22 protein-coding genes are annotated in these 24,462 nt (G+C 67.4%); 15 read left to right on the top strand and 7 right to left on the bottom strand.

Features of this window, described 5'->3' with window-relative positions:
• Nucleotides 1–61: 61 nt before the first annotated feature.
• The 6 genes from FOZ70_RS27085 to FOZ70_RS27060 all read left to right on the top strand — a co-directional run bounded on the left by FOZ70_RS27085 (nt 62) and on the right by FOZ70_RS27060 (nt 6,144).
• The gene (locus FOZ70_RS27085; RefSeq protein ID WP_219707221.1) at nt 62–1,276 is read left to right on the top strand and encodes a class I SAM-dependent rRNA methyltransferase; all 1,215 of its coding nucleotides are present in this window, start codon (nt 62–64) and stop codon (nt 1,274–1,276) included.
• 201 nt (nt 1,277–1,477) lie between these two features.
• The gene (locus FOZ70_RS27080; protein WP_021156274.1) at nt 1,478–2,557 is read left to right on the top strand and encodes a GTP-binding protein; all 1,080 of its coding nucleotides are present in this window, start codon (nt 1,478–1,480) and stop codon (nt 2,555–2,557) included.
• A gap of 496 nt (nt 2,558–3,053) precedes the next feature.
• Nucleotides 3,054–3,470, top strand: a complete 417-nt coding sequence (gene dksA, locus FOZ70_RS27075) for an RNA polymerase-binding protein DksA (protein WP_006477498.1) — start codon at nt 3,054–3,056, stop codon at nt 3,468–3,470.
• A gap of 242 nt (nt 3,471–3,712) precedes the next feature.
• On the top strand, nt 3,713–4,249 hold the full coding sequence (gene hslV, locus FOZ70_RS27070; protein WP_021156275.1) for an ATP-dependent protease subunit HslV: 537 nt from the start codon (nt 3,713–3,715) through the stop codon (nt 4,247–4,249).
• 10 nt (nt 4,250–4,259) lie between these two features.
• Nucleotides 4,260–5,603, top strand: coding sequence for an ATP-dependent protease ATPase subunit HslU (hslU, locus tag FOZ70_RS27065; protein WP_042972634.1), 1,344 nt, complete (start codon nt 4,260–4,262; stop codon nt 5,601–5,603).
• Between the two features lie 211 nt (nt 5,604–5,814).
• Entirely contained in the window at nt 5,815–6,144 is a 330-nt protein-coding gene (locus FOZ70_RS27060) for a hypothetical protein (RefSeq protein WP_225723197.1), read from the top strand.
• A gap of 22 nt (nt 6,145–6,166) precedes the next feature.
• Here FOZ70_RS27060 and FOZ70_RS27055 read toward each other — a convergent pair whose 3' ends face one another.
• The 3 genes from FOZ70_RS27055 to FOZ70_RS27045 all read right to left on the bottom strand — a co-directional run bounded on the left by FOZ70_RS27055 (nt 6,167) and on the right by FOZ70_RS27045 (nt 8,456).
• Nucleotides 6,167–6,709 carry a response regulator transcription factor gene (locus FOZ70_RS27055; RefSeq protein WP_021156278.1) on the bottom strand — a complete coding sequence of 181 codons (543 nt, stop codon included), beginning with the start codon at nt 6,707–6,709 and terminating at the stop codon, nt 6,167–6,169.
• 13 nt (nt 6,710–6,722) lie between these two features.
• Entirely contained in the window at nt 6,723–8,141 is a 1,419-nt protein-coding gene (locus tag FOZ70_RS27050; RefSeq protein ID WP_059586853.1) for an ATP-binding protein, read from the bottom strand.
• A gap of 90 nt (nt 8,142–8,231) precedes the next feature.
• A complete protein-coding gene (locus tag FOZ70_RS27045) occupies nt 8,232–8,456 on the bottom strand; it encodes a cysteine-rich CWC family protein (RefSeq protein WP_021156280.1) in 225 nt (74 codons plus the stop codon).
• Between the two features lie 318 nt (nt 8,457–8,774).
• On the opposite strand from FOZ70_RS27045, the gene argB reads away from it, so the two are divergent.
• From argB to FOZ70_RS27005, 8 genes are all read left to right on the top strand, one after another.
• Nucleotides 8,775–9,674 carry an acetylglutamate kinase gene (gene argB / locus FOZ70_RS27040; protein ID WP_006490510.1) on the top strand — a complete coding sequence of 300 codons (900 nt, stop codon included), beginning with the start codon at nt 8,775–8,777 and terminating at the stop codon, nt 9,672–9,674.
• The gene (locus FOZ70_RS27035) at nt 9,671–10,462 is read left to right on the top strand and encodes a pyrimidine 5'-nucleotidase (protein WP_021156281.1); all 792 of its coding nucleotides are present in this window, start codon (nt 9,671–9,673) and stop codon (nt 10,460–10,462) included. Before argB ends, FOZ70_RS27035 begins: the two co-directional genes overlap by 4 nt.
• On the top strand, nt 10,429–11,097 hold the full coding sequence (slmA, locus tag FOZ70_RS27030) for a nucleoid occlusion factor SlmA (protein ID WP_048244654.1): 669 nt from the start codon (nt 10,429–10,431) through the stop codon (nt 11,095–11,097). Before FOZ70_RS27035 ends, slmA begins: the two co-directional genes overlap by 34 nt.
• 133 nt (nt 11,098–11,230) lie before the next feature.
• On the top strand, nt 11,231–14,218 hold the full coding sequence (locus tag FOZ70_RS27025; RefSeq protein ID WP_346656414.1) for an autotransporter outer membrane beta-barrel domain-containing protein: 2,988 nt from the start codon (nt 11,231–11,233) through the stop codon (nt 14,216–14,218).
• A 274-nt stretch (nt 14,219–14,492) separates the two neighbouring features.
• A complete protein-coding gene (locus tag FOZ70_RS27020; RefSeq protein ID WP_048025622.1) occupies nt 14,493–15,638 on the top strand; it encodes a homoserine O-acetyltransferase in 1,146 nt (381 codons plus the stop codon).
• On the top strand, nt 15,635–16,243 hold the full coding sequence (gene metW, locus FOZ70_RS27015) for a methionine biosynthesis protein MetW (protein ID WP_021156285.1): 609 nt from the start codon (nt 15,635–15,637) through the stop codon (nt 16,241–16,243). The genes FOZ70_RS27020 and metW overlap by 4 nt, the downstream gene beginning before the upstream one ends.
• Before the next feature lie 119 nt (nt 16,244–16,362).
• On the top strand, nt 16,363–17,784 hold the full coding sequence (locus FOZ70_RS27010; protein WP_021156286.1) for an AmpG family muropeptide MFS transporter: 1,422 nt from the start codon (nt 16,363–16,365) through the stop codon (nt 17,782–17,784).
• On the top strand, nt 17,774–18,850 hold the full coding sequence (locus tag FOZ70_RS27005; protein ID WP_059649491.1) for a M48 family metallopeptidase: 1,077 nt from the start codon (nt 17,774–17,776) through the stop codon (nt 18,848–18,850). The genes FOZ70_RS27010 and FOZ70_RS27005 overlap by 11 nt, the downstream gene beginning before the upstream one ends.
• A 9-nt stretch (nt 18,851–18,859) precedes the next feature.
• Here FOZ70_RS27005 and FOZ70_RS27000 read toward each other — a convergent pair whose 3' ends face one another.
• A complete protein-coding gene (locus FOZ70_RS27000) occupies nt 18,860–19,804 on the bottom strand; it encodes an AraC family transcriptional regulator (protein ID WP_059496616.1) in 945 nt (314 codons plus the stop codon).
• 228 nt (nt 19,805–20,032) lie between these two features.
• Here FOZ70_RS27000 and FOZ70_RS26995 point away from each other — a divergent pair, with 228 nt between their 5' ends.
• Nucleotides 20,033–21,085, top strand: a complete 1,053-nt coding sequence (locus FOZ70_RS26995) for an NAD(P)-dependent alcohol dehydrogenase (protein WP_021158563.1) — start codon at nt 20,033–20,035, stop codon at nt 21,083–21,085.
• A 128-nt stretch (nt 21,086–21,213) separates the two neighbouring features.
• Here the strand turns inward: FOZ70_RS26995 and FOZ70_RS26990 are convergent, their stop codons facing one another.
• From FOZ70_RS26990 to gatB, 3 genes are all read right to left on the bottom strand, one after another.
• A complete protein-coding gene (locus FOZ70_RS26990; RefSeq protein WP_021158564.1) occupies nt 21,214–21,987 on the bottom strand; it encodes an exodeoxyribonuclease III in 774 nt (257 codons plus the stop codon).
• Between the two features lie 40 nt (nt 21,988–22,027).
• Nucleotides 22,028–22,867, bottom strand: a complete 840-nt coding sequence (locus tag FOZ70_RS26985) for a polyphosphate kinase 2 family protein (protein ID WP_021158565.1) — start codon at nt 22,865–22,867, stop codon at nt 22,028–22,030.
• Nucleotides 22,868–22,985: 118 nt separating this feature from the next.
• Complete coding sequence (gene gatB / locus FOZ70_RS26980; protein ID WP_021158566.1) at nt 22,986–24,461, bottom strand: Asp-tRNA(Asn)/Glu-tRNA(Gln) amidotransferase subunit GatB; 1,476 nt, start codon at nt 24,459–24,461, stop codon at nt 22,986–22,988.
• Nucleotide 24,462 lies beyond the last annotated feature (1 nt).

The raw sequence follows: 24,462 nt of genomic DNA, 5'->3' as shown, positions 1-24,462 counted from the left end.
ACCCGCCGCGCGCGGCGACCGGCCACGGTCGGCTTCGCGCACGGCCCATTTCGATCTCATCATGCAAACCGTCACCCTCAAGCCGTCCAAGGACAAATCGCTGCTGCGCCGCCATCCGTGGATCTACGCCAATGCGATCGACCGCGTCGACGGCAAGCCCGCGCCCGGCGCGACCGTGATCGTGCGCGCGCACGACGGCCGCTTTCTCGCGCGCGGCGCGTACAGCCCGCAGTCGCAGATCCGCGTGCGCGTGTGGAGCTTCGACGAGAACGAGCCGATCGACCACGCGTTCTTCAAGCGCCGCGCGCAGCGCGCCGTTGCGCACCGCACGACGATGGTGTCGGGCACGGGCGCGGTGCGGCTCGTGTTCGGCGAAGCCGACGGGCTGCCGGGGCTGATCGTCGACCACTACGTCGCGGACACCGCCGAAGCCGGCGCGGCGCCGCGCGGCCAGCTCGTCTGCCAGTTCATGGCCGCGGGCGTCGAAGCATGGAAGGACGCGATCGTGAAGGCGCTCGTCGGCGCGACCGGCTGCCCGAACGTGTACGAGCGCTCGGACGTGTCGATCCGCGACAAGGAAGGGCTCGAGCAGACGACCGGCGTGCTGGCAGGAGACGCGCCGCCCGCGACGCTGATCGCGAACGAAAACGGCGTGCGTTATCACGTCGACGTGCCGAACGGCCACAAGACGGGCTTCTACGTCGACCAGCGCGACAACCGCGCGCTGGTTGCGCAGTACGCGGCCGATCGCGACGTGCTGAACTGCTTCTGCTACACCGGCGGCTTCTCGCTCGCGGCGCTCAAGGGCGGCGCGAAGCGTGTCGTGTCGATCGACTCGTCGGGCGATGCGCTCGCGCTTGCGCAGCAGAACGTCGTCGCCAACGGTTTCGACGCCGAACGCGCGACCTGGCTCGACGCCGACGCGTTCAAGACGCTGCGCCGCCTCGTCGACGAAGGCGAACGTTTCGACCTGATCGTGCTCGATCCGCCGAAGTTCGCGCCGACCCGCGACAGCGTCGATCGCGCGGCGCGCGCGTACAAGGACATCAACCTGAGCGGCTTCAAGCTGCTGCGTCCGGGCGGCCTGCTGTTCACGTACTCGTGCTCGGGCGCGATCGACATGGACCTGTTCCAGAAGATCGTCGCGGGCGCGGCGGCCGACGCGAAGGTCGACGCGCGCATCCTGAAGCGGCTCGGCGCGGGCGTCGATCACCCGCTGCTCGCGGCATTCCCGGAAGGCGAATATCTGAAGGGCCTGCTGTTGCAAATCGTCTGATCGCCCCGATCTACGCGCGTAACCTTCCGCCGGCCGCGGCCTCGCGCCCGGCGGATTCGCGTTCCCGCCTGTCGTTCGGACGACGGGCGGGGGCTTGACAGGTATGTTTCAATGGATGGTTGTGCGCCCCGGCTGGCAGCGCGAGCGGGCGCAACGCACATCCTGGTTTTGACCCCGATTCACGAACCACAGGCGATTGACATGGCCACTCCCGTCACCATCCTCACCGGCTTCCTCGGCAGCGGCAAGACGACGCTGCTCAAGCGCATCCTGAACGAACAGCACGGCATGAAGATCGCCGTGATCGAGAACGAGTTCGGCGAAGAGAACATCGACAACGAAATCCTCGTGCAGGATTCGAACGAGCAGATCATCCAGATGAGCAACGGCTGCATCTGCTGCACGATCCGCGGCGACCTCGCCCGCGCGCTCGGTGACCTGGCCGCGAAGAAGCGCGAAGGCAAGCTCGACTTCGACCGCATCGTGATCGAAACCACCGGCCTTGCGAACCCGGGCCCCGTCGCGCAAACCTTCTTCATCGACAGCGAAATCGCCGACGACTTCCTGCTCGACGCGGTCATCACGCTGGTCGACGCGAAGCACGCGAATGCGCAGCTCGACGAGCACGAAGTGGTGCAGCGCCAGGTCGGCTTCGCCGACCGGCTGTTCATCACGAAGTCGGACCTGGTCGACGACCAGACCGTGGCCGGCCTGAAGCACCGCCTGATGCACATGAACCCGAAGGCCGCGATCAAGGTCGTGAACTTCGGCGAAGCCGACATCAAGGAAATCTTCGACCTGCGCGGCTTCAACCTGAACGCGAAGCTCGAGATCGACCCCGACTTCCTCGCCGAGGACGATCACGCGCATCACCACCACGATCACGACCATGATCACGATCACGCCAATTGCGACCACGATCACGGTCAATGCGCGCACGATCACGACCACGGCCACCACCATCACCACCACGCGCACCACGACGACAAGATCAAGTCGTTCGTGTACCGCAACGACCGCCCGTTCGACCCGAACAAGCTGGAAGACTTCCTCGGCGGCATCCTGCAGATCTACGGCGAGCGGATGCTGCGCTACAAGGGCGTGCTGTACATGAAGGGCGTCGACCGCAAGGTCGTGTTCCAGGGCGTGCATCAGATGATGGGCAGCGACCTCGCCGCGAAGTGGCTGCCGATCGAGAAGAAGACGAACAAGATGGTGTTCATCGGCGTCGATCTGCCGCAGGACCTGATCACCGACGGTCTCGACGCCTGTCTCGCCTGACGCGCGCGGGCACCCGCCGCACACGCCGCCGCACGGCCGCCCCGCGGGCGGCTGCGGCGGCCGCGGGGCGGCCGTTTCGGGCAGGGTTTCGCCGTCATCGCTTTTTCGCGATTTGCGCGTTATATTTTCTAGATATTGGCGCAGCCGACGGGGATCGACCCGATACGGCGCCCGCTTGCGATTCAGTTACAATACGTGCCCGCTGGAGTACGGCAACAAACAGGCCCGGTTCTTGCTGAACCAGTTTTCCGGGCATCGCAACCGCGCCGGATCGCCAATCCGCCTCCCGGCCGCGGCCGATGCGATGTGCCGCGCAGCACACCGGTTCGCAGCGCGCGCAACTCCGCGCCAGGCCTATCCTGGTATTTGAGAACCGGTTTTCCAGAGGCTTTCGGCCCCGCGGCGGCAAATCGCAAATGATTGCAAGCGCGGTTGCGGGTAATCCCAAAGTGCAGGCAATATCTCTCGATTTGCCGCACATTGAAGAAGCAAGCAGATGACGAAGAAACTCTTGACCGAAGCCGAAATCCTGAAGATGAGCGACAAGGATTACATGAATGAGGATCAGCTCGCCTTCTTCAAAAATCGGCTCGAACAGTTGCAGGCGGACATCCTCAAGAATGCAGGCCAGACGACCGAGAACCTGCGCGAGACGGTGATCGTCCCCGATCCCGCCGATCGCGCGACGATCGAGGAAGAGCACGCGCTCGAGCTGCGCACGCGCGATCGCGAACGCAAGCTCCTCAAGAAGGTTCAGCAGTCGCTCGCCCGCATCGATTCCGGCGATTACGGCTGGTGCGAGGAAACCGGCGAGCCGATCGGCATTCCGCGGCTGCTCGCCCGTCCGACCGCTACGCTGTCGCTCGAGGCGCAGGAGCGCCGCGAGTTGCGCCAGAAGCTGTTCGGCGACTGATCGAGCGGCGTTCCGCTCAAACACGCTGCTTCCCGAAAGCGCGCGGCCTGCCGCGCGCTTTTTGTTTTTTCGGCACCGGCTCGCGGTTGGCCGGTTTTCCGATTTGCCGCCCGCCTCTTGATATCCCCGCGCCCGCCCTAAAATGAAACGGACGCGCGCCGGGCCGCTTCCCGGCGCACTGCGAGTTACGCGGCGGCGCCTCGCGCCGCCCGACTCTTCCCCGTTTTTCTCAAGGAACGCAGATGGAGCAATTTCACGGCACGACCATCGTTTCGGTCCGGCGCGGCGACAAGGTCGCGCTCGGCGGCGACGGCCAGGTAACCCTCGGCAACATCGTCATGAAGGGTGGCGCGCGGAAAGTGCGGCGGATCTACAACAACCAGGTGCTGGTCGGATTCGCGGGCGGCACCGCCGATGCGTTCTCGCTGCTCGACCGCTTCGAGGCGAAGCTCGAAAAGCACCAGGGCAACCTGACCCGCGCGGCCGTCGAGCTCGCGAAGGACTGGCGCACCGACCGGATGCTGCGCCGCCTCGAGGCGATGCTGATCACGGCCGATGCCACCACCACGCTCGTGATCACCGGCAACGGCGACGTGCTCGACCCCGAGGAAGGCATCTGCGCGATCGGCTCGGGCGGTGCATATGCGCAGGCCGCGGCCCGCGCGCTCGCGGAGAACACCGAGCTGTCGCCGCGCGAGATCGTCGAGAAGTCGCTGAAGATTGCCGGCGACATGTGCATCTACACGAACCACAACCGCATCATCGAAACGATCGAGTAAGGACCGCACCATGAGCACCATGACCCCTGCCGAGATCGTCTCGGAACTCGACAAGCACATCATCGGCCAGGCCAAGGCGAAGAAGGCCGTCGCGGTCGCGCTGCGCAACCGCTGGCGCCGCCAGCAGGTCGCCGATCCGCTGCGCCAGGAAATCACGCCGAAGAACATCCTGATGATCGGGCCGACGGGCGTCGGCAAGACCGAAATCGCACGCCGCCTCGCGAAGCTCGCCGACGCGCCGTTCATCAAGATCGAGGCGACCAAGTTCACCGAGGTCGGCTACGTCGGCCGCGACGTCGACAGCATCGTGCGCGACCTGATCGAGATCTCGGTCAAGCAGACGCGCGAATCCGAGATGCGCAAGGTGCGCAGCAAGGCCACCGACCAGGCGGAAGACCGCATCCTCGACATCCTGCTGCCGCAGCCGCGCGCAGTGGGCTTCGGCGGCAATGCCGACCACGCGAACGACGACAACAACGCGACGCGCCAGACCTTCCGCAAGCGCCTGCGCGAAGGCCAGCTCGACGACAAGGAAGTCGAGCTCGACCTCGAGCAGCCGTCGGCCGGCATGGACATCATGGCGCCGCCGGGGATGGAAGAGATGACCGAGCAGATCCGCTCGATGTTCTCGAACCTCGGCAGCGGCAAGAAGCAGCGTCGCAAGGTGAAGATCAAGGAAGCGCTGAAGCTGCTGACCGACGAGGAAGCGGCGAAGATGCTGAACGACGAGGAAGTGAAGACGAAGGCCGTGCAGAACGTCGAGCAGAACGGCATCGTGTTCCTCGACGAGATCGACAAGATCACGTCGCGCAACAACGAAGGCAGCGGCGGCGAAGTGTCGCGCCAGGGCGTGCAGCGCGACCTGCTGCCGCTCGTCGAAGGCACGACGGTCAACACGAAGTACGGGATGGTGAAGACCGATCACATCCTGTTCATCGCGAGCGGCGCATTCCACCTCGCGAAGCCGAGCGACCTGATTCCCGAACTGCAGGGCCGCTTCCCGATCCGCGTCGAGCTCGACTCGCTGTCGGTGAACGATTTCGAGGCGATCCTCGTCGCCACCGACGCCAGCCTCGTCAAGCAGTACCAGGCGCTGCTCGCGACCGAAGACGTGCAGCTCGAATTCGCCGACGACGGCATCCGCCGTCTCGCGGAGATCGCGTATGCGGTCAACGAGAAGACCGAGAACATCGGTGCGCGCCGGCTGTACACGGTGATCGAGAAACTGCTCGAGGAAGTGTCGTTCTCGGCCGGCAACCATGCCGGCGAGCGCGTGACGATCGACGCGAAGTATGTCGACCGTGCGCTCGGCGAAGTCTCGCAGGACGAAGACCTGTCGCGCTACGTGCTGTAACGCGCGCGGCGTCCGACGAAAAACGGGCGGCCCCTTGCGGGGTCGCCCGTTTTTTCATGGTCAGGCGATGCGGCGCCCGTGCCTGCCCCTCGAATGCGGCTGATGGCAAGCACGCTGGTGCGTCCCTATAATCCGGACTCCTCCGGCCAAGTACCGACGCATTCGTCACTACCTTCGAATGACCATCTACCCTTCCGTCGCCGGCCGAATCGTGCCGGCCTTGCTCGCGCTCACGCGCGCCGACATCCTGTCGCTCATGCGCCGGATCAGGCGGGATTCGCTGCGGCGCTACAACGTCGCGTTCGTACTCGCGTGGCTGGGCACGCTGGCGGGCATCGCACTCGCCAGCGTGGCGTTCAGCCTCGGCATCCAGTTCGTCGCGCGTGGCGTATCGGCAACGCCGTGGCCGCTGGCCAACGCCATCGTCATCGGCGGATGCGCGCCGCTGCTCGCCAACGTCTTCTACTCGGCGCTGCTCACGCTCCTGCTGAAACGCGAGATCGTCGCCAGCCTGTCGCGCGCCCCGGGCGCACCCGGCTGACGCGCCGGGCGCCAGTGCCCGCTTACTGCCGCACCGGCTTCTTCGCGAGCTTGCGCTGCAGCGTGCGGCGGTGCATGTTCAGCGCGCGCGCCGTCGCCGAGATGTTGTTGTTGTTCTCCGCGAGCACGCGCTGGATGTGCTCCCATTCGAGCCGGTCGACCGACAGCACGACCGGATTCTCGAGCGCCTCGTCGGCCTGCACTTCGGTCGCGTTGGTCTGCAGCGCGGCCAGGATCGACTCGACGTTCGCGGGTTTCGCGAGATAGTTGTCGGCGCCTTCCTTCACCGCCTGCACGGCGGTCGCGATGCTCGCGTAGCCGGTCAGCACCAGGATCCGCGCATCGGGCTGCAGGTCGCACAGCGGCGCAATCAGGCTCAGCCCCGAATCCTCGCCGAGATGCAGGTCGACGGTGATGAACTGGAACTTGCCGCCCGCAGCGAGCCGCAGCGCCGCCTCCTTGTCGTGCGCCTGCTGGACCGCATAACCGCGGCGCTCGAGGCCGCGCGCGAGCGTTCCCGCGAACACCTCGTTGTCGTCGATCACCAGGAAATTGTTCTCGCTCATGTGGTTTCTCCGTCTACGTGTTGGTTGAGGCGGCCGGCGCCGCGACGCGCACCGCCGGCAGGCGCAGCACGGCCCGCGTGCCGCGCGCGGCGGATGTGCCGGCCGCGCGGCTGTCCGGCGTGCCGGTTGTCCGTTCGGACGCGCGCTGGCCCGCGCGCTGTCCCGAGCCGGCCGCGGCGTGACCATTCGCCGCCCCGCCGGCCCGCCCGTTGCCGCCCGCCGCGCGCGGGACGACATCGGACAGTTCGATCTCGCCGCCGAGCCGCGCGGCCGCGCTGAACGCGAGATACAGGCCGACCCCGTGCCCGCCCTGCGTGCTGTCGACCGGCATCGCGCCGAGCGACTCGCGCAGCGCGGCCGGAATGCCGGGCCCGTCGTCGCACACCTCGAATTCGATCTCGTCGGCCGTGCCGGCGTGCGCGACCTTCGCGGCCAGCGTCACGCGCTGCGGGCTCGCGCGCGCGGCGTTGTCGAGCAGGATCGTCAGGATCTGGCCGGCTGCGACCGTGTCGTCGAGCGCGACGCCCGCCGGGCGCGCACCGAGCAGTTCGAACTGCACGTGCGGATGCCGCAGGCGCCAGTGCTCGACGAACGTGTCGAGCCAGTCGTCCACCGGCTGGCGGCTCGCGGGTGCGCTCGCGCGGCTGCGCAGGCGCGCGAGCGCCGACGTGCAGAGCGTCATCTGCTCCTCGAGCACCTTCAGGTCGGCTTCGTAGCGGGCCAGCCCCGGATCGGCGCGCGCCGCGTCGCGCAGTTCCTCGGCGAGCATCGCGATCGTCGACAGCGGCGTACCCATCTCGTGCGCGACGGTGGCGGCCTGCACGCCGAGCGCGACCGCCCGCTCGTCGCGCAGCAGGTGCGCCTGCGCTTCGCCGAGCGCCGCGTCGCGCTGGCGCAGCGCATTCGACATACGCGCGACGAACCACGCGATCAGCCCGACGCTGACCATGAAGTTCGCCCACATCCCGGTACGGTAGTAGTCGAACAGGTTGGCCGGGTTATCCATGTTGAGCGGCACCGAGTCGAAGCCGAGCGCCGCGTAGCACGCGACCGCGAACGCCGCGAGCCAGATCATCAGGTGCCACGGCAGCACGGCCGCCGCGATCGCGAGCGAAGGCAGGTACAGCGACACGAACGGGTTGGTCGTGCCGCCCGACAGGAACAGCAGCGCGGACAGCGCGCCGAGGTCGACCCACAGCTGGCCGAGCAGCTCGAAATTGGTCTCGGGCCGCGCGCGCAGCACGCGCACCCAGGTCAGCGCGTTGAAAACAATTTCGAGCGCGATGACCATCAGCATCGCCGGCAACGGCAGATGCACGCCGAAATAGGTCTGCACGACGCCGATCGTCACGAGCTGGCCGATGATCGCGAGATTGCGGAGCCAGAACAGGTGACTGAGGTTGACGCGCCCGGTGGTGGTGATTCGTTGCATCCGGGCAGTTTACCCGTTTAGCGGGCAGCGCCTCTAGCGGGGCCGGATCGGAACGTGGTGCGGGATGCGCTGGGTGCACGGCCGGTGCCGTCAGCCGGCCGCGCCGGCCATCCGCTGCGCGATCTCGTCGGCCAGGCATTCGGGGCACCGGCAGCGCGCGCCGGTTGCCGGCGGCGTACCGCCGGGCAAGACCGGCATCGACGCGCACCAGCATTCGAACGGCTGCGAGCGGGCGCCGCAGTCGAAGCTGCGCCCGCAGTGCGGGCAGCGCGCGCGGCGCGGGGCGGAACGGGCGTCGGCGGCGGGATCGGTCATGGCGGAAGCGCGGAAGCGGGCGTGACACCGCCCTACGCGACAAGCATAGCGCGGCGAACGGATTTTGCACGCCGTCCATCCGGCCGATGACCGTCGTCAACGCTCGCGAGCCACCTCGGCGCCGCTACCTGCGCACCGTTGCGCACACCCCCGCCCGAATGGCCGCCCGCATCGTGCCGCGCCATAGCCGGCGGGCCGCCGCGCGTGGTACCCGAGCCGCGCCGCGCGTGTTCCGGCCCGTCCAAAAACCCGATGCTGCGCTGCGCCACTCCTGTACAATTCGCCGTGTTTCAACCGTTCCCAGCCAGAGCCGCCGCCATGTCCGAGCCCATCGACCTCTCGCAGATCGCCCCCACGCTGAAAGCAGAAATCCTCGCCGAGGCACTGCCGTATATCCGCCGTTACCACGGGAAAACCGTGGTCATCAAATACGGCGGCAACGCGATGACGGAAGAGCGGCTCAAGCAAGGTTTCGCGCGCGACGTGATCCTGCTGAAACTGGTCGGCATCAACCCGGTGATCGTCCACGGCGGCGGTCCGCAGATCGATCACGCGCTGAAGAAGATCGGCAAGGCCGGCACCTTCATCCAGGGCATGCGCGTCACCGACGAAGAGACGATGGAAGTCGTCGAATGGGTGCTGGGCGGCGAAGTGCAGCAGGACATCGTGATGCTGATCAACCACTTCGGCGGCCACGCGGTGGGCCTGACGGGCAAGGACGGCGGCCTGATCCACGCACGCAAGCTGCTGATGCCGGATCGCGACAACCCGGGCCAGTACATCGACATCGGCCAGGTCGGCGAAGTCGAGGCGATCAACCCGGCGGTCGTGAAGGCGCTGCAGGACGACGCGTTCATCCCGGTGATCTCGCCGATCGGCTTCGGCGAGGACGGCCTGTCGTACAACATCAACGCCGACCTCGTCGCGGGCAAGCTCGCCACGGTGCTGAACGCCGAAAAGCTGCTGATGATGACCAACATCCCGGGCGTGATGGACAAGGACGGCAACCTGCTGACCGACCTGTCGGCGCGCGAGATCGACGCGCTGTTCGAGGACGGCACGATCTCGGGCGGCATGCTGCCGAAGATCTCGTCGGCGCTCGACGCGGCGAAGAGCGGCGTGAAGTCGGTGCACATCGTCGACGGCCGGATCGAGCATTCGGTGCTGCTGGAAATCCTGACCGAGCAGCCGTTCGGTACGATGATCCGCTCGCATTGAGCGCGCGCCGCAAACCATCCAGCCCCGACCTGCCGGCGTCGCTGCGACGCCGGCGCATCTCCCGCAGCCGGCCGCACGCCGGCTCGCCCGTCTGGCTGTTCGATCTCGACAACACGCTGCACCACGCATCGCACGCGATCTTTCCGGAGATCAACCGCGCGATGACGCAGTACATCATCGACGCGCTGCAGGTCGAGCGCACCGAAGCCGACCGCCTGCGCACCGGCTACACGCAGCGCTACGGCGCCGCGCTTCTCGGCCTCGCGCGCCATCACCCGATCGATCCGCACGACTTCCTGCGCGTGGTCCACACGTTCGCCGATCTTCCCGCGATGGTGCGCGCCGAGCGCGGCCTCGCGCACATCATCGCCGCGCTGCCGGGCCGCAAGTTCGTGCTGACCAATGCGCCCGAGAACTATGCGCGCGCGGTGCTGCGCGAATTGCGCATCGAGCGGCTGTTCGAACGCGTGATCGCGATCGAGCACATGCGCGACCGCCGCACGTGGCGCGCGAAGCCCGATCACACGATGCTGCGCCGGACGCTGCGCACCGTGCATGCCCGTGCGTCCGACGCGATCCTCGTCGAGGATACGCTCGGCCACCTGAAGCGCTACAAGCGCCTCGGCATCGGCACGGTGTGGATCACCGGCCACCTGCCCGGCCACCTGCCAGGCACCGGACGCCCACTTTATGTCGACCAGCGCATTCGTTCGCTAAAATCGCTGCGACTGGGCACTCGATCGGGGCGACAGAAATGCAGCCGACTCACCCGCAGGACCAAGCCGTAACGGACGATCAGGCATCACCCACCCGCACCCGTACACGTCCGAAACCGGGCGAGCGTCGCGTGCACATCCTGCAGACGCTTGCGACGATGCTCGAGGCGCCGAAGCGCGAGAAGATCACGACGGCCTCGCTGGCGGCCCGGCTCGACGTGTCGGAAGCCGCGCTGTACCGCCATTTCCCCAGCAAGGCGAAGATGTACGAAGGGCTGATCGAGTTCATCGAGCAGTCGCTGTTCGGCCTCGTCAACCAGATCGTCGAGAAGGAGCCGAACGGCGTGCTGCAGGCCCGCACGATCGCGCTGACGATGCTCAGTTTCGCCGCGAAGAACCCCGGCATGACGCGCGTGCTGACGGGCGAAGCGCTGGTCGGCGAGGACGAACGGCTCACCGAACGCGTGAACCAGCTGCTCGACCGCATCGAAGCAACCGTCAAGCAGTGCCTGCGGGTCGCACGCACGGAGGCGAATGCGCCCGACGGCGCGGCGCCGTTCGCGCTGCCGGCCGACTACGACCCGGCCGCTCGGGCGAGCCTGCTCGTCAGCTATGTGATCGGCCGGTGGCACCGCTTCGCGAAAGGCGGGTTCCAGAAGCCGCCCGGCGAGCAGGCCGACGCGCATTTGCGGTTGATCCTGCAGTGACCGGCGCCGGACGCGCGCGTCCGGCGCGCTCGCGATGCGGCCGACGCTGCGTCGCAATTCGAACTCGTCCAATATCGCATTTCGCCTGATCGGGTTAATTTTCTCCTGTTTTCAATACAACGGGAGTGATCCGGTGAATCGCGAGTTTCCGCATTGTCAGACGTCCTCCGGCCGACAGCGCGCCGCGGCCGCGCCGCGCGCGCCGCTGCTTGCGCGTGCCGCACTGCTTGCCGGCGCGATCATCCCGTGGCCGTCATCGGCCCAGGTCACCGACGGCGGCGCACAACTCGCCGACGGCGTCACGCTGGAAACCGCTCCCGGCGACTATTCGACGAGCAACTTCGCCAGCCCGGTGTTTTCCGCAGTCAACGGCGGCGTGCTGACCACCACCGGCAAGACGCGGCTGTTCGCGACCGGCACCTATTCGTCGGGGGCTTCCGCTTTCGGCGACGGGTCGCGCATCGCGCTGCGCGACACCGAAATCCGCACCCGCGGGTTCATCGGGACGGGCATCGACGTTCGCGCAGGCAGCAGCGCGACAGCCGAAAACATCTCGATCGACACCGACGGAAGAAGTGCACACGGCGTCTATGTCGACGTCAGCGGCAACCGCGTCGACATCACCGGCAGCGCGATCGTCACGCGCGGCCGCGAAGCGCACGGCATCGCGGTGAACAACGCACCCGGTGCGATCGTGAACGCCACCGATACGATCGTCCGCACCAGCGGCGACTTCGCATACGGCACGTTCGTCAGCTACGGCGACATCCATGCAACGCTTGCTCGCACCGACATCCGGACGAGCGGAGACTACGCGTCCGGGCTGTTCATGCCCGGCGCGTCCTCGGTCACGTTCAGCGACGCGCGCGTGGCCACCGACGGCGACCAGGCGCTCGGCATCGACACGCGCAGCGGCCGTGTCGAACTCGCGCGCACGCACGTGCACACGCAAGGCATCAACGCGCACGGGCTGTATGCCTCGCAGGAAGGCAGCGAGACGCCGGTCGTGCTTGCAACGGACACCGACGTGACGACAGCCGGCGACCGTTCGGTCGGTGCCGTCGCGCGGCTCGGCGGCCAGGTCGCCATGACGCGCGGCGGGATCGCGACGGGCGGCGAACGCGCGTATGGCGTGCTCGCCAGCGGCGCCGGCTCGGTCGCGTCGCTCACGGACGCCACGGTGACGACGAGCGGCGTGGACGGCACCGCGCTGCGGGCAAGCGCCGGCGGCACGATCGGCCTGTCACGCACCGACGTGCACACGACCGGCGACGGCGCGTGGGCCGCCGGCATTCACGGCGGCACGCTGACCGTCGATGGCGGCTCGCTCGTCAGCGATCGGCACGGCGCGATCGACGTTTCGGACGCACACGTCTCGCTGCAAAACGGCGCGCGCGTCGCCGGCGGCAACGGCACGCTGCTGTTCGTCGACGCACGCTCGGGTGCGCCGGTGCGGCTGACGCTCGATACGGACGCGCAGGCCGCCGGCGACATCGTGAACCGACCGGCGGACAACGGCGCCCCGCCGTCGCCCGCCGTGACCGATGTCGCGCTGTCCCATGGCGCCGCGTGGACGGGCGCGACCGATGCGGTACGCGCGCTGTCGCTCGACACGAACAGCCGGTGGACCGTCACCGCGGATTCGTCGGTCGGCTCCGTCGCGCTGAACGGCTCGACCATCGCATTCGCGCCTTCCGATACGGGCGCGCCGCGCACGCTCGTCGTCTCGGGCGACTATGCGGCGCGCGACGGCAGGCTCGTCGTCAACACGACGCTGAACGACGACGCATCGCCGTCCGACCGGATCGTGATCGACGGCGGGCACGCGTCCGGCCATACCGGCATCGTCGTCCGGCGTGCCGGCGGCAACGGCGCGCAGACCACCGTCGGCATCCCGATCGTCGAGACCCGCAACGGCGGCACGACGGACCCCGCCGCATTCACGCTCGACACCGGATCGGACGGTTATCGCCGCAGCTTCGGCACGGTGTCCGCCGGCGGCTACGACTACATGCTCGCGCGCAGCGGGAACGGCGGAAAGGAACACGACTGGTATCTCGTTTCCGCCGCACGGCCCGAGCCGCCGGTGCCGCCTGGCCCGGTCGATCCCGAGCCGCCTGTCCAACCCGAAATTCAGCCGCCGCCTCCGCGCGCCGTCGCACCCGAGCCCGACGCGTATCTGGCCAATGCCAACGCCGCCGCGACGATGGCGATCCACACGCTGCATCAACGGGAAGATCGCACGCTGCGCACCGGCGATACCGCATCACGCCCGCTCGATGGCGTTGTCTGGCTGCGCGCAGAGGGGCAGATCACATCGATATCGGGCGGCAACCGCAGCGTGTCCGGAAACGGCCGCCTGATTCACGCGGGCGCCGACCTGTTCCGTTTCGACGACGGTCGCGGCGGCCACTTCCGGGTCGGCGCGATGGGCATGTACGGCAGCCAGACGAGCTGGTCGACTCGCCCGCTGTGGAATGCCATCGAGCAGCGCGTCGCCGATGCCACCGCGCGCGGCAGCGTGTCCGGTTACAACATCGGCCTGTACGGCACCTGGTACGGCAACCGCGACATCCTGACCGGCCCGTACGTCGATGCATGGGCACTGGTCGGCGCCTATGCGAACAGCGTCGGCGGCAGTCTCGCGGCCGACTCGTACCGATCGCGCACCGTGACGGGTTCGCTGGAAGGCGGTTATTCGTTCCGTTTCTACGAGCGCGGCGACACGCGTTTCCATGTCGAGCCCGAAGCGCAGCTCGTCGTGTCGGACTATCGCGCGGACGCCCATCGCGTTGTCGGCGGCCGTCTCGACGGGCAGGGCTCGACCGACGTGCTGACCCGCGTCGGCGTACGCGTGCATGGCGTGACGATCACGCCGTCCGGACGTGAACTTCGGCCGTTCATCGACGCGAACTGGTGGCACGGCCCCGGGTCGCGCACGCTCACGCTCGACGGCAATGCGTTCTCGTTCGACGTGCCGCGCGATCGGGCGGCATTCCGGATCGGCGCGACCGGGCAGTGGTCGAAACGCTTCGCGGTATCGGCCGGCCTCGGGCTGGAGTCGAACCTGTCCGACTATGCGGTCGTCAAGGGCGAGCTGGCGGCGAAGTACCGGTGGTGACACCATGCGCCGGCGGCGTGCCGCGGCCGCCCCGACATCCGCTTGCCGCAAATTCCGCTATACTTTGCCGACTGTCGCCCTACGGGCGGCAGGTCGGAAGCGCGCCGATTTGCTGACTCGATTGCGGGCGCGCGAACCGGCCGGAACGTTGATGCGTCTTCGTCCCGGCGGTTCACTACAAATGCGGCTAAAGAGGTCGTCAGCCGCGCACCTTCGACTCCGCGCCCCGCCGACACCATTTAGCCGCCCAGTCATAAGGCATAAGGCGGAACGAATGGAATCGATCGGCATCGTCGCTCCACAGACCATGCACTTCGCCGAACCGCTGCGCTTGCAAAGCGGCAGCGCGCTCGGCAACTATCAGCTCGTCGTCGAGACGTACGGCGAGCTCAACGCCGCGCGCTCGAACGCGGTGCTCGTCTGCCACGCGCTCAACGCGTCGCATCACGTCGCCGGCGTCTACGCGGACGATCCGCGCAGCACCGGCTGGTGGGACAACATGGTCGGCCCCGGCAAGCCGCTCGACACCAACCGCTTCTTCGTGATCGGCGTGAACAACCTCGGCTCGTGCTTCGGCTCGACCGGCCCGATGAGCATCGATCCGTCGACCGGCAAGCCGTACGGCGCGCGCTTTCCGGTGGTCACCGTCGAGGACTGGGTGCACGCACAGGCGCGCGTCGCCGACGCGTTCGGCATCGAGCGCTTCGCCGCGGTGATGGGCGGCAGCCTCGGCGGCATGCAGGCGCTCGCGTGGAGCCTGATGTATCCGGAGCGCGTCGCGCACTGCATCGACATCGCGTCGACGCCGAAGCTGTCCGCGCAGAACATCGCGTTCAACGAGGTCGCGCGCTCGGCGATCCTGTCCGATCCCGACTTCCACGGCGGCGACTACTACGCGCACGGCGTGAAGCCGAAGCGCGGCCTGCGCGTCGCGCGGATGATCGGCCACATCACGTACCTGTCCGACGACGACATGGCCGAGAAATTCGGCCGGGCGCTGCGCCGCGCGGACGGCGCGCTCGACGCGTACAACTTCAGCTTCGACGTCGAGTTCGAGGTCGAGTCGTACCTGCGCTACCAGGGCGACAAGTTCGCCGACTACTTCGACGCGAACACCTACCTGCTGATCACGCGCGCGCTCGACTACTTCGACCCGGCGAAGGCGTTCGACGGCAACCTGACGGCCGCGCTCGCGCACACGCAGGCGAAATACCTGATCGCGAGCTTCTCGACCGACTGGCGCTTCGCGCCGGCGCGTTCGCGCGAGATCGTGAAGGCGCTGCTCGACAACAAGCGCACGGTCAGCTACGCGGAAATCGACGCGCCGCACGGCCACGACGCGTTCCTGCTCGACGACGCGCGCTATCACAACCTGCTCCGCGCGTACTACGAACGAATCGCCATCGAGGTGGGTGTATGAACCAGCAAGCGCTGAATTCCCTGTCCGCGCGCGCGGACTTCCGCACGATCGCCCGCTGGGTCGAGCCGCGCTCGACCGTGCTCGACCTCGGCTGCGGCGACGGCTCGCTGCTCGCGCTGCTGATGGAGGAACTGGACGTCACCGGTTACGGCATCGAACTGAACGACGCCGGCGTGCTCGCGAGCGCGAAGAACGGCATCAACGTGATCCAGCAGAATCTCGAGGACGGCCTGCGCCTGTTCGAGGACCACAGCTTCGACATCGCGATCCTGTCGCAAACCCTGCAGACGATCCACCAGACCGCCGCGATCCTGCGCGAAACGGCGCGCGTCGGCCGCGAGTGCATCGTGTCGTTCCCGAACTTCGGCTACTGGTCGCACCGGCTGTCGGTGCTGCACGGCCGGATGCCCGTGTCGAAATCGCTGCCCTACCAGTGGCACAACACGCCGAACGTCCGGGTGCTGACGATCAAGGATTTCGAGGCGCTCGCGCCGGAAGTCGGCGTCACGATCCTCGACCGCGTCGTGCTGCACGAAGGCCAGCCGATTCGATGGGGAGCGAACTGGCGTGGTAGTCTTGCTGTCTACCGCGTCAAGCGCAGCTGAGCCGGGGGGCCGTTGACGGAAGATCCGGCCCGCACGAGCGTGCGGCCGCCCCTCTCGCGTCGCTCGCACCGCCGCCTGCGCTGCCGCCGCCATCAGTCAACGCTACCCAGTTTCTGTCCATGTCGAAAACGCCACACGAGGCGCCCGCACTCACCGCTCACGAGGATCACCCCGGCTGGCGAGCCTATCTGAACACGCACATGCTGATCTGCGTGTTCCTGGGCTTCACGTCGGGCCTGCCCCTGTTCACGCTCGTCTATCTCGTGCAGGCATGGCTGCGCTCCGAGGGCGTGAACCTGAAGGAAATCGGCCTGTTCGCGCTGATCCAGTTCCCGTATACGTGGAAGTTCCTGTGGGCGCCGCTGATGGACCGCTACATCCCGCGCCTGCCCGGCTGGCGGCCGGGCCGCCGGCGCGGCTGGATGCTGCTCACGCAGGTGCTGGTCGCGGGCGCGATCGCCGCGCTCGGCTTCGTGTCGCCGCGCGATTCGATCTGGACGGTCGCCGCGCTCACCACGCTCGTCGCGTTCTTCGGCGCGAGTTCCGACATCGTGATCGACGCATACCGCCGCGAGCTGCTGCGCGATACCGAGCAGGGCCTCGGCAACGCGGTGCACGTGAACGCGTACAAGCTCGCCGCGCTGATCCCCGGTTCGCTCGCGCTGATCCTGTCCGATCACATGCCGTGGGACGCCGTGTTCGCGCTCACCGGCGCGTTCATGCTGCCGGGCATCCTGATGACGCTGCTGGTGCGCGAGCCCGAAGTGGTCGGCGCGCCGCCGCGCAACCTGCGCGACGCGATCGTGCTGCCGTTCCGCGAATTCATCCAGCGTGACGGCTGGGCCGGCGCGCTGCTCGTCATCGCGTTCATCTTCCTGTTCAAGATCGGCGACACGATGGCCACCACGCTGTCGACGTCGTTCTTCCTCGACATCGGCTTCTCGCGCACCGAGATCGGCATCGTCGCGAAAACCACCGCGCTCGTCGCGAGCGTCGCCGGCGGCATCATCGGCGGCGTCTGGCTCGTGAAGATCGGCATCGGCCGCGGGCTGTGGGTCTTCGGCGCGCTGCAGATGGTGTCGACGCTCGGCTTCGCGTGGCTTGCGCAGGTCGGCCCCGGCTCGCCGGTGCTGGCGGCGCTCTACGACTTCACGGTCGCGGCCAGCCATGCGCTCGCGTCGTTCCTGTCGATCTTCGGCTTCGAGGTCACGCCGCATCTGAGCCCGATGACCGTCGCGCTCGCGCTCGTCTACGGCTTCGAAACCTTCACGACCGGCCTGACGATGGCCGCGTTCGTCGCGTACATCGCGAGCACGACCGACCCGCGCTATACGGCCACGCAGTTCGCGCTGTTCACGAGCCTCGCGTCGGTACCGCGCACGCTCGCGTCGGCCGCGAGCGGCTTCATCGTCGCGAAGATCGGCTGGTTCGACTACTTCATCGTGTGCACCGCGCTCGCGATTCCCGGCATGCTGCTGCTGTTCAGGATCGCGCCGTGGAACGGCGCCGCACGCAACGGCGAGGCCAGCCGTGCGCAGTAACCGCCTGCACCGCCTCGCGCGCGTTGCGGCTTCGTGGAGCGTCGGTGCCGCGGCGCTCGCCGCCGGGTTCGCCGCCCATGCGTCCGACACCGGCGCGACCGCTGCAACCGCCGCGGGCTCCGCGCCGGCCGCCGCACCGGCTTCACCGCCGGCAACGTCGACTTCCGCCGCCCCCGCCCAGCCGGCCACCGCCGAACCCGCACAGCCGACCGGCGGCGCCGCGTCGACGAAGGCTTATACGCCGACACCGCAGCAGGTCCGCTACGGCAATGCGATCGCATTCCGCACACTGATCCCGTCGCCGCTGCTCGAGCAGCTCACCGCGAGCGAATACGCGCAGATCGTGCAGGCGGCCGCCGACAGCAACCGCCTGCTGCCGGCAAACCAGCCGCGCGTGAAACGCCTGCGCGCGATCGTCACGAAACTCGCGCCGTATTCGGTGAAGTGGAACGATCGCGTGAAGAACTGGGCGTGGGACGTGAACGTGATCCGCTCGCGCGACATCCGCCTGACCTGCCTGCCGGGCGGCAAGGTGCTCGTGTACGGCGGCCTGCTCGAGCGCATCCGGCTGAACGACGACGAACTCGGCGTGCTGGCCGCGCACGGCATCGCGCACGCGCTGCGCGAGCATGCGCGCAGCAATTTCAGCGCGGCATCGCAAACTTCGCTGCGCGCCGCCGCGCTGCCGCCGCTGTTCGGCGTCGGCGATCCGCTGCCGCAGGCGCTGAACCTCGGCGAGCGCCTGCAGTCGCTCCACTACGACCCGACCGACGAGACCGAAGCCGACGTGATCGGCGGCGACATCGCCGCCCGCGCGGGCTTCGATCCGCGCGCGGCGATCACGCTGTGGGACAAGCTCGCGGCCGCGACGCGCGCGAACAAGGCCACGGGATTCATCTACACGCACCCGTACAGCACCGCGCGGCGCCAGGATCTGCTGAACCGGCTGCCGGACCTGATGCCGCTGTACGCGAAGGCGATCGGCAAGCGGGTCGACTCACTGCCCGACTACGCGGGCATCAGCGCGCAGCGGCGCAAGGTCGTGCGGCGCGGCGCCACCGGATGACGCCGGCCGTTACGCGTCCGTATCGGCCACGGCCGGGCGAATCCCGATTTCACGCATCCAGCGCACTTCGTCACCGGGGCTGCGGCCGAACAGCCGCTTGAACTCGCGGCTGAACTGCGACGCGCTCGCATAACCGACACGCGCGGCCGCCGTACCGGCGCCGACGCCGTCCTGCACCATCATCAGCCGCGCCTGATGCAGGCGCGCGGCCTTCACGTACTGCATCGGCGACGTCGCCGTCACGTGCTTGAAGTGCGCGTGGAACACCGCGAGGCTCATCCCGGCCTCGCGCGCCAGGGTCTCGACATCGAGGTCGGCCTTCAGCTCCGCATGGATGCGCCGCAACGCCCTCGCGATGCGACCGAAGTGATGCTGCTGCACGAGCGCCGCGCGGATCGCGTCGCCCTGCGCGCCCGTCAGCACGCGATACGCGATCTCGCGCATGATCGCGGGCCCCAGCACGCGCGTGTCGTGCGGCGAAGCCAGCACTTCGAGCAGCCGCACGACCGCATCGGCCAGCGGCGCGTCGAGCGGCGTCGAATAGACGCCGAGCGGCTCGCTCGCGGCCGCGCCGAGCGTCTCGTCGAGCAGGAGCGCGAGCTCGGCGATCACCGCGAGATCGACGCGGATCGAGATCGCGAGAAACGGCTCGTCCATGCTCGCGAAAGTCTCGCATTCGAACGGCAGCGGCACCGACAGCACGAGATACTGCTGCGCGTCGTAGACGAACGAGCGATCGCCGAGATAACCGAGCTTGCGCCCCTGGCACACGACGATGATGTTCGGTTCGTACAGCACGGGCATGCGCGGCGCGGGACGGCTCACGCGAATCAAACGCACGCCGTCGAGCGCCGCCAGCGTGTCGCCCTCGTTCGGCGCGAGGCGCGTGTGCAGCTCGATCATGCGGCGCTGCACGCGGTCGCCCGTGTCGGCGAAAAGGGGCTCGAAGCTCATCTGCGTCATCCTGTCCGGCAAGAGAATCTGGCTCGCAATGTAGCATCTTGAATGCGTTTTGGCGGCCGTTTGCACGCAGTTCGAGAGGAATAGGCAAATCTTCCAGACCTTCGTGTATTTCGTCGCGGCGCCGTGCTCCTTACGATGACGTCCTGCCTCGCCGCATCGCCACAGGGTGCGACGGCAGTTCGTTTCGCCGGATGTTTTCCCGGCCAAGGAGCCCCCTGCATGAGCACCACCTACGCTTACGCGGCAACCGATTCGCAGTCGCCGCTCGCCCCGTTCGAATTCCAGCGTCGCGCGCTGCGCGACCTCGACGTCCAGATCGACGTCCTCTACTGCGGCGTCTGCCACTCGGACCTGCACCAGGCGCGCAACGAATGGCGCAACACGATCTACCCGGTCGTGCCGGGCCATGAAATCGTCGGCCGCGTGACCGCGACCGGCCCGCAGGTATCGCGCTTCAAGGTCGGCGAGCTGGTCGGCGTCGGCTGTCTCGTCGATTCGTGCCGCACCTGCCCGAGCTGCGCCGAAGGGCTCGAGCAGTATTGCGAGAACGGCTTCGTCGGTACCTACAACGGCCAGGATCGCGTGACGGGCGACGTCACGTACGGCGGCTACTCGACGCAGCTCGTCGTCGACGAGGCGTTCGTGCTGCGCGTGCCCGAGACGCTCGACCCGGCCGGCGCCGCGCCGCTGCTGTGCGCGGGGATCACGACGTACTCGCCGCTGCGGCAGTGGAACGTCGGCCCCGGCAAGAAGGTCGGCATCGTCGGGCTCGGCGGCCTCGGCCACATGGGCGTGAAGCTGGCGCGCGCGATGGGCGCGCACGTCGTGCTGTTCACGACGTCGCCGTCGAAGATCGAGGACGGCAAGCGCGTCGGCGCGCATGAAGTCGTGATCTCGAAGGACGAAGCGCAGATGAACGCGCACCTGAACAGCTTCGACTTCATCCTGAACACGGTCGCCGCGCAGCACGACCTGAACCCGTTCCTGCACCTGCTGAAGCGCGACGGCACGATGACGCTCGTCGGCGCGCCGGAGCATGACCATCCGTCGCCGCAGGTGTTCAACCTGATCTTCAAGCGCCGCCGCCTCGCGGGCTCGCTGATCGGCGGGATCGCGGAAACGCAGGAAATGCTCGACTTCTGCGCGGAGCACGGGATCACGTCGGATATCGAGACGATTCCGATGCAGCAGATCAACGCCGCTTACGAGCGGATGCTGAAGAGCGACGTGAAGTACCGGTTCGTGATCGACATGGCATCGATTAAGCAGTAAATGCCGCCGCCGGGCAGCCCGCACGATCGCCGCCCCAAATGAAACGGGCCGCATGTTCGACATGCGGCCCGTTCTGCATCCGGCGACCGGCGGGTTCGGGCGCTACGCGCGCGGCGCAGCGCCGGCAATCACTTCTTGTAGTCGTAGTCCACCGTCAGCGGCGCGTGGTCGCTGAACTTGATGTCCTTGAAGATCGACGTGCTTTTCGCGGTGCCGGCGACGCCCGGCGTCGCGATCTGGTAATCGATCCGCCACCCGACGTTCTTCGCATACGCCTGGCCGCGGTTGCTCCACCACGTGTACTGCTCGGCGCGCGGGTCGAGCGTGCGGAACACGTCGACGTAGCCGACATCGTCGAACAGCTTCGTGAGCCACTCGCGCTCTTCCGGCAGGCAGCCCGAGTTCTTCTGGTTGCTCTTCCAGTTCTTGATGTCGATTTCCTTGTGGACGATGTTCACGTCGCCGCACAGAATCACCTCGCGCTTCTTCTTGAGCTGGGCAAGGTGCGGCATGAACTCGTCCATGAAGCGGTACTTCGCCTGCTGGCGCTCCTCGCCGCTCGAGCCGGACGGCACGTACACCGACACGACCGACAGCTTGCCGTAGCGCGCCTCGACATAACGACCCTCGGCATCGAATTCGCTGCTGCCGAAGCCGATGATCACGTCGTCGGGCTCGCGGCGGCTGTACACGCCCGCGCCGCTGTAGCCCTTCTTCTCGGCGTGGTGAAAATAGCTCTTGAAGCCGTGCGGCTCGACGAATTCGGCCGGCAGGTCGTCGGCCGAGACCTTGATTTCCTGCACGCACACGCAATCGGCGTTCTGTTCGCCGAGCCACTCGAAGAAGCCCTTCTTCGCGGCGGAGCGGATGCCGTTCAGGTTGGCGGTAATCACTCGCATCATGTCGGATTCCGTTCAGTTCGATGTTTTACAGGGTGGCAGCTTAACGGATCTTCACGCCTTCGAGCTCGGGCTTCGGCGGCGGGAATTCCAGCTTCATGTCGGTCATCGTGCGCAGCAGCAGCTCGGCGATCATCACGTTGCGGTGCGTCTTCGAGTTGGCCGGGATCACGTACCACGGCGCATGCTCGGCGGACGTCGCGGCAAGCGCGTCGCGGTACGCGGACTGGTACGCGTCCCAGTGCTTGCGCGCGTCGAGATCCGAGATGTCGAACTTCCAGTGCTTGGTCGGATCGTCGATGCGCGCCTGCAGCCGCGCGCGCTGCTCGTCCTTCGAGATGTGCAGGAAGCACTTGATGATCGTCGTGCCGTTCTCGACCAGCATCGTCTCGAAATCGCGGATCTGCCGGTAGCGGCGCTCGCATTCCTTCGCGTCGATCAGGTCGAGCACGCGCGGCACGAGCACGTCTTCGTAGTGGCTGCGGTTGAAGATCGCGAGCTCGCCCGCGGCCGGCACCTGCGCATGCACGCGCCACAGGAAGTCGTGCGCGGCCTCGATCGGCGTCGGCGCCTTGAACGGCACGACGCGCAGGCCGAGCGGATCGACCTCGCGGAACACCGCGCGCACGGTGCCGTCCTTGCCGCTGGTGTCCATCCCCTGCAGCACGAGCAGCACGCGCTTCTTCTGCTGCGTGTGCAGGCGCTCCTGCTGCACGTCGAGTTCGGTCGACACGGCCGACAGCCGTTCGCGGTCGTCGTCCTTCGAGCCGGACGAAAACGGCTTCGCGGCCGGGTCGAACGCATCGAGCTTGAATGCGGCGGCTTCCTTCTCGCGCGTGAAATAAGGCACGCGGAAATCGTCGAGCGCGGGTTGTTTCGCCATTCGTTCCTCCGTTGGACGGTGTGACGCATACGATAACGCATCCGCCAAACGCAACGGGCCGCCCCGAACTGGTTCGAGGCGGCCCGTCGTCAAGCGCGGTTCAGGCGCGCGGTCATGCTCAGCCGAGCTTCTTCTTCAGCAGTTCGTTGACCTGCTGCGGGTTGGCCTTGCCCTTGGTCGCCTTCATCGCCTGGCCGATCAGCGCGTTGAACGCCTTTTCCTTGCCCGCGCGGAATTCCTCGACCGACTTCGCGTTCGCCGCGAGCACTTCATCGATGATCGCTTCCAGCGCGCCGGTGTCGGAGATCTGCTTCAGGCCCTTCGCGTCGATGATGCGGTCGGCCGCGCCTTCGTCGTCCGGCTTCTCGTCCCAGATCGTCGCGAAGATCTCCTTCGCGATCTTGTTCGAGATCGTGCCGTCGGCGATGCGCTGCAGCAGCAGCGCGAGCTGCGCGGCCGACACGGGGATCGCGTCGATCTCGATGCCGTCGCGGTTCAGTTGCGACGATACGTCGCCCATCAGCCAGTTCGCGGCGATCTTCGCGTTCGCGGCGCCGGCCTTCGCGACCACCGACTCGAAATACGCGGCCATCGCCTTGCTCGACGTCAGCACGCCGGCGTCGTACGCGGACACACCGTACTGCTCGGCGAAACGCTGCTGCATCGCGGCCGGCAGCTCGGGCATCCCGGACTGCACGCGCTCGATCCAGTCCTGGCCGATCACGAGCGGCATCAGGTCGGGGTCGGGGAAGTAACGGTAGTCGTGCGCGTCTTCCTTGCTGCGCATCGAGCGCGTCTCGCGCTTGTCCGGATCGTAGAGGCGCGTTTCCTGCACGACTTCGCCGCCGTCCTCGATCAGTTCGATCTGGCGACGCACTTCGTAGTTGATCGCTTCCTCGAGGAACCGGAACGAGTTCAGGTTCTTGATTTCCGCGCGCGTGCCGAACTTCTCCTGGCCGACCGGGCGCACCGACACGTTCGCGTCGCAGCGGAACGAGCCTTCCTGCATGTTGCCGTCGCAGATGCCGAGCCACACGACGAGCCCGTGCAGCGCCTTCGCATAGGCCACGGCCTCGGCCGCGCTGCGCATTTCCGGCTCGGTGACGATCTCGAGCAGCGGCGTGCCTGCGCGGTTCAGGTCGATCCCGGTCATCCCGGCGAAGTCTTCATGCAGCGACTTGCCCGCGTCTTCCTCGAGGTGCGCGCGGGTCAGGTTGACCGTCTTCTCGTACGCTTCCTTGCCGGCCTTTTCGTTGGCGGGCACCTGGATCGTGATCTGGCCGCCCTGCACGACCGGAATCTCGTACTGGCTGATCTGATAGCCCTTCGGCAGATCGGGGTAGAAATAATTCTTGCGCGCGAAGATGCTGCGCGGCGCGATGGTCGAGCCGATCGCGAGGCCGAAGCGGATTGCCCGCTCGACCGCACCGCGGTTCAACACCGGCAGCACGCCCGGCAGCGCCAGGTCGACCGGGCACGCCTGCGTGTTCGGCTCGGCGCCGAACTGCGTCGACGCGCCCGAGAAAATCTTCGAGACGGTCGACAGTTGCGCGTGCGTCTCGAGACCGATAACGACTTCCCACTGAGTAGCCATG

The organism is Burkholderia sp. COPS, from assembly GCF_019425585.1.
Taxonomy (GTDB): Bacteria; Pseudomonadota; Gammaproteobacteria; order Burkholderiales; family Burkholderiaceae; genus Burkholderia; species Burkholderia cepacia.
Note: the sequence above shows the minus strand (reverse complement) of the source record. Positions and strands in the feature narration are given on the sequence as shown.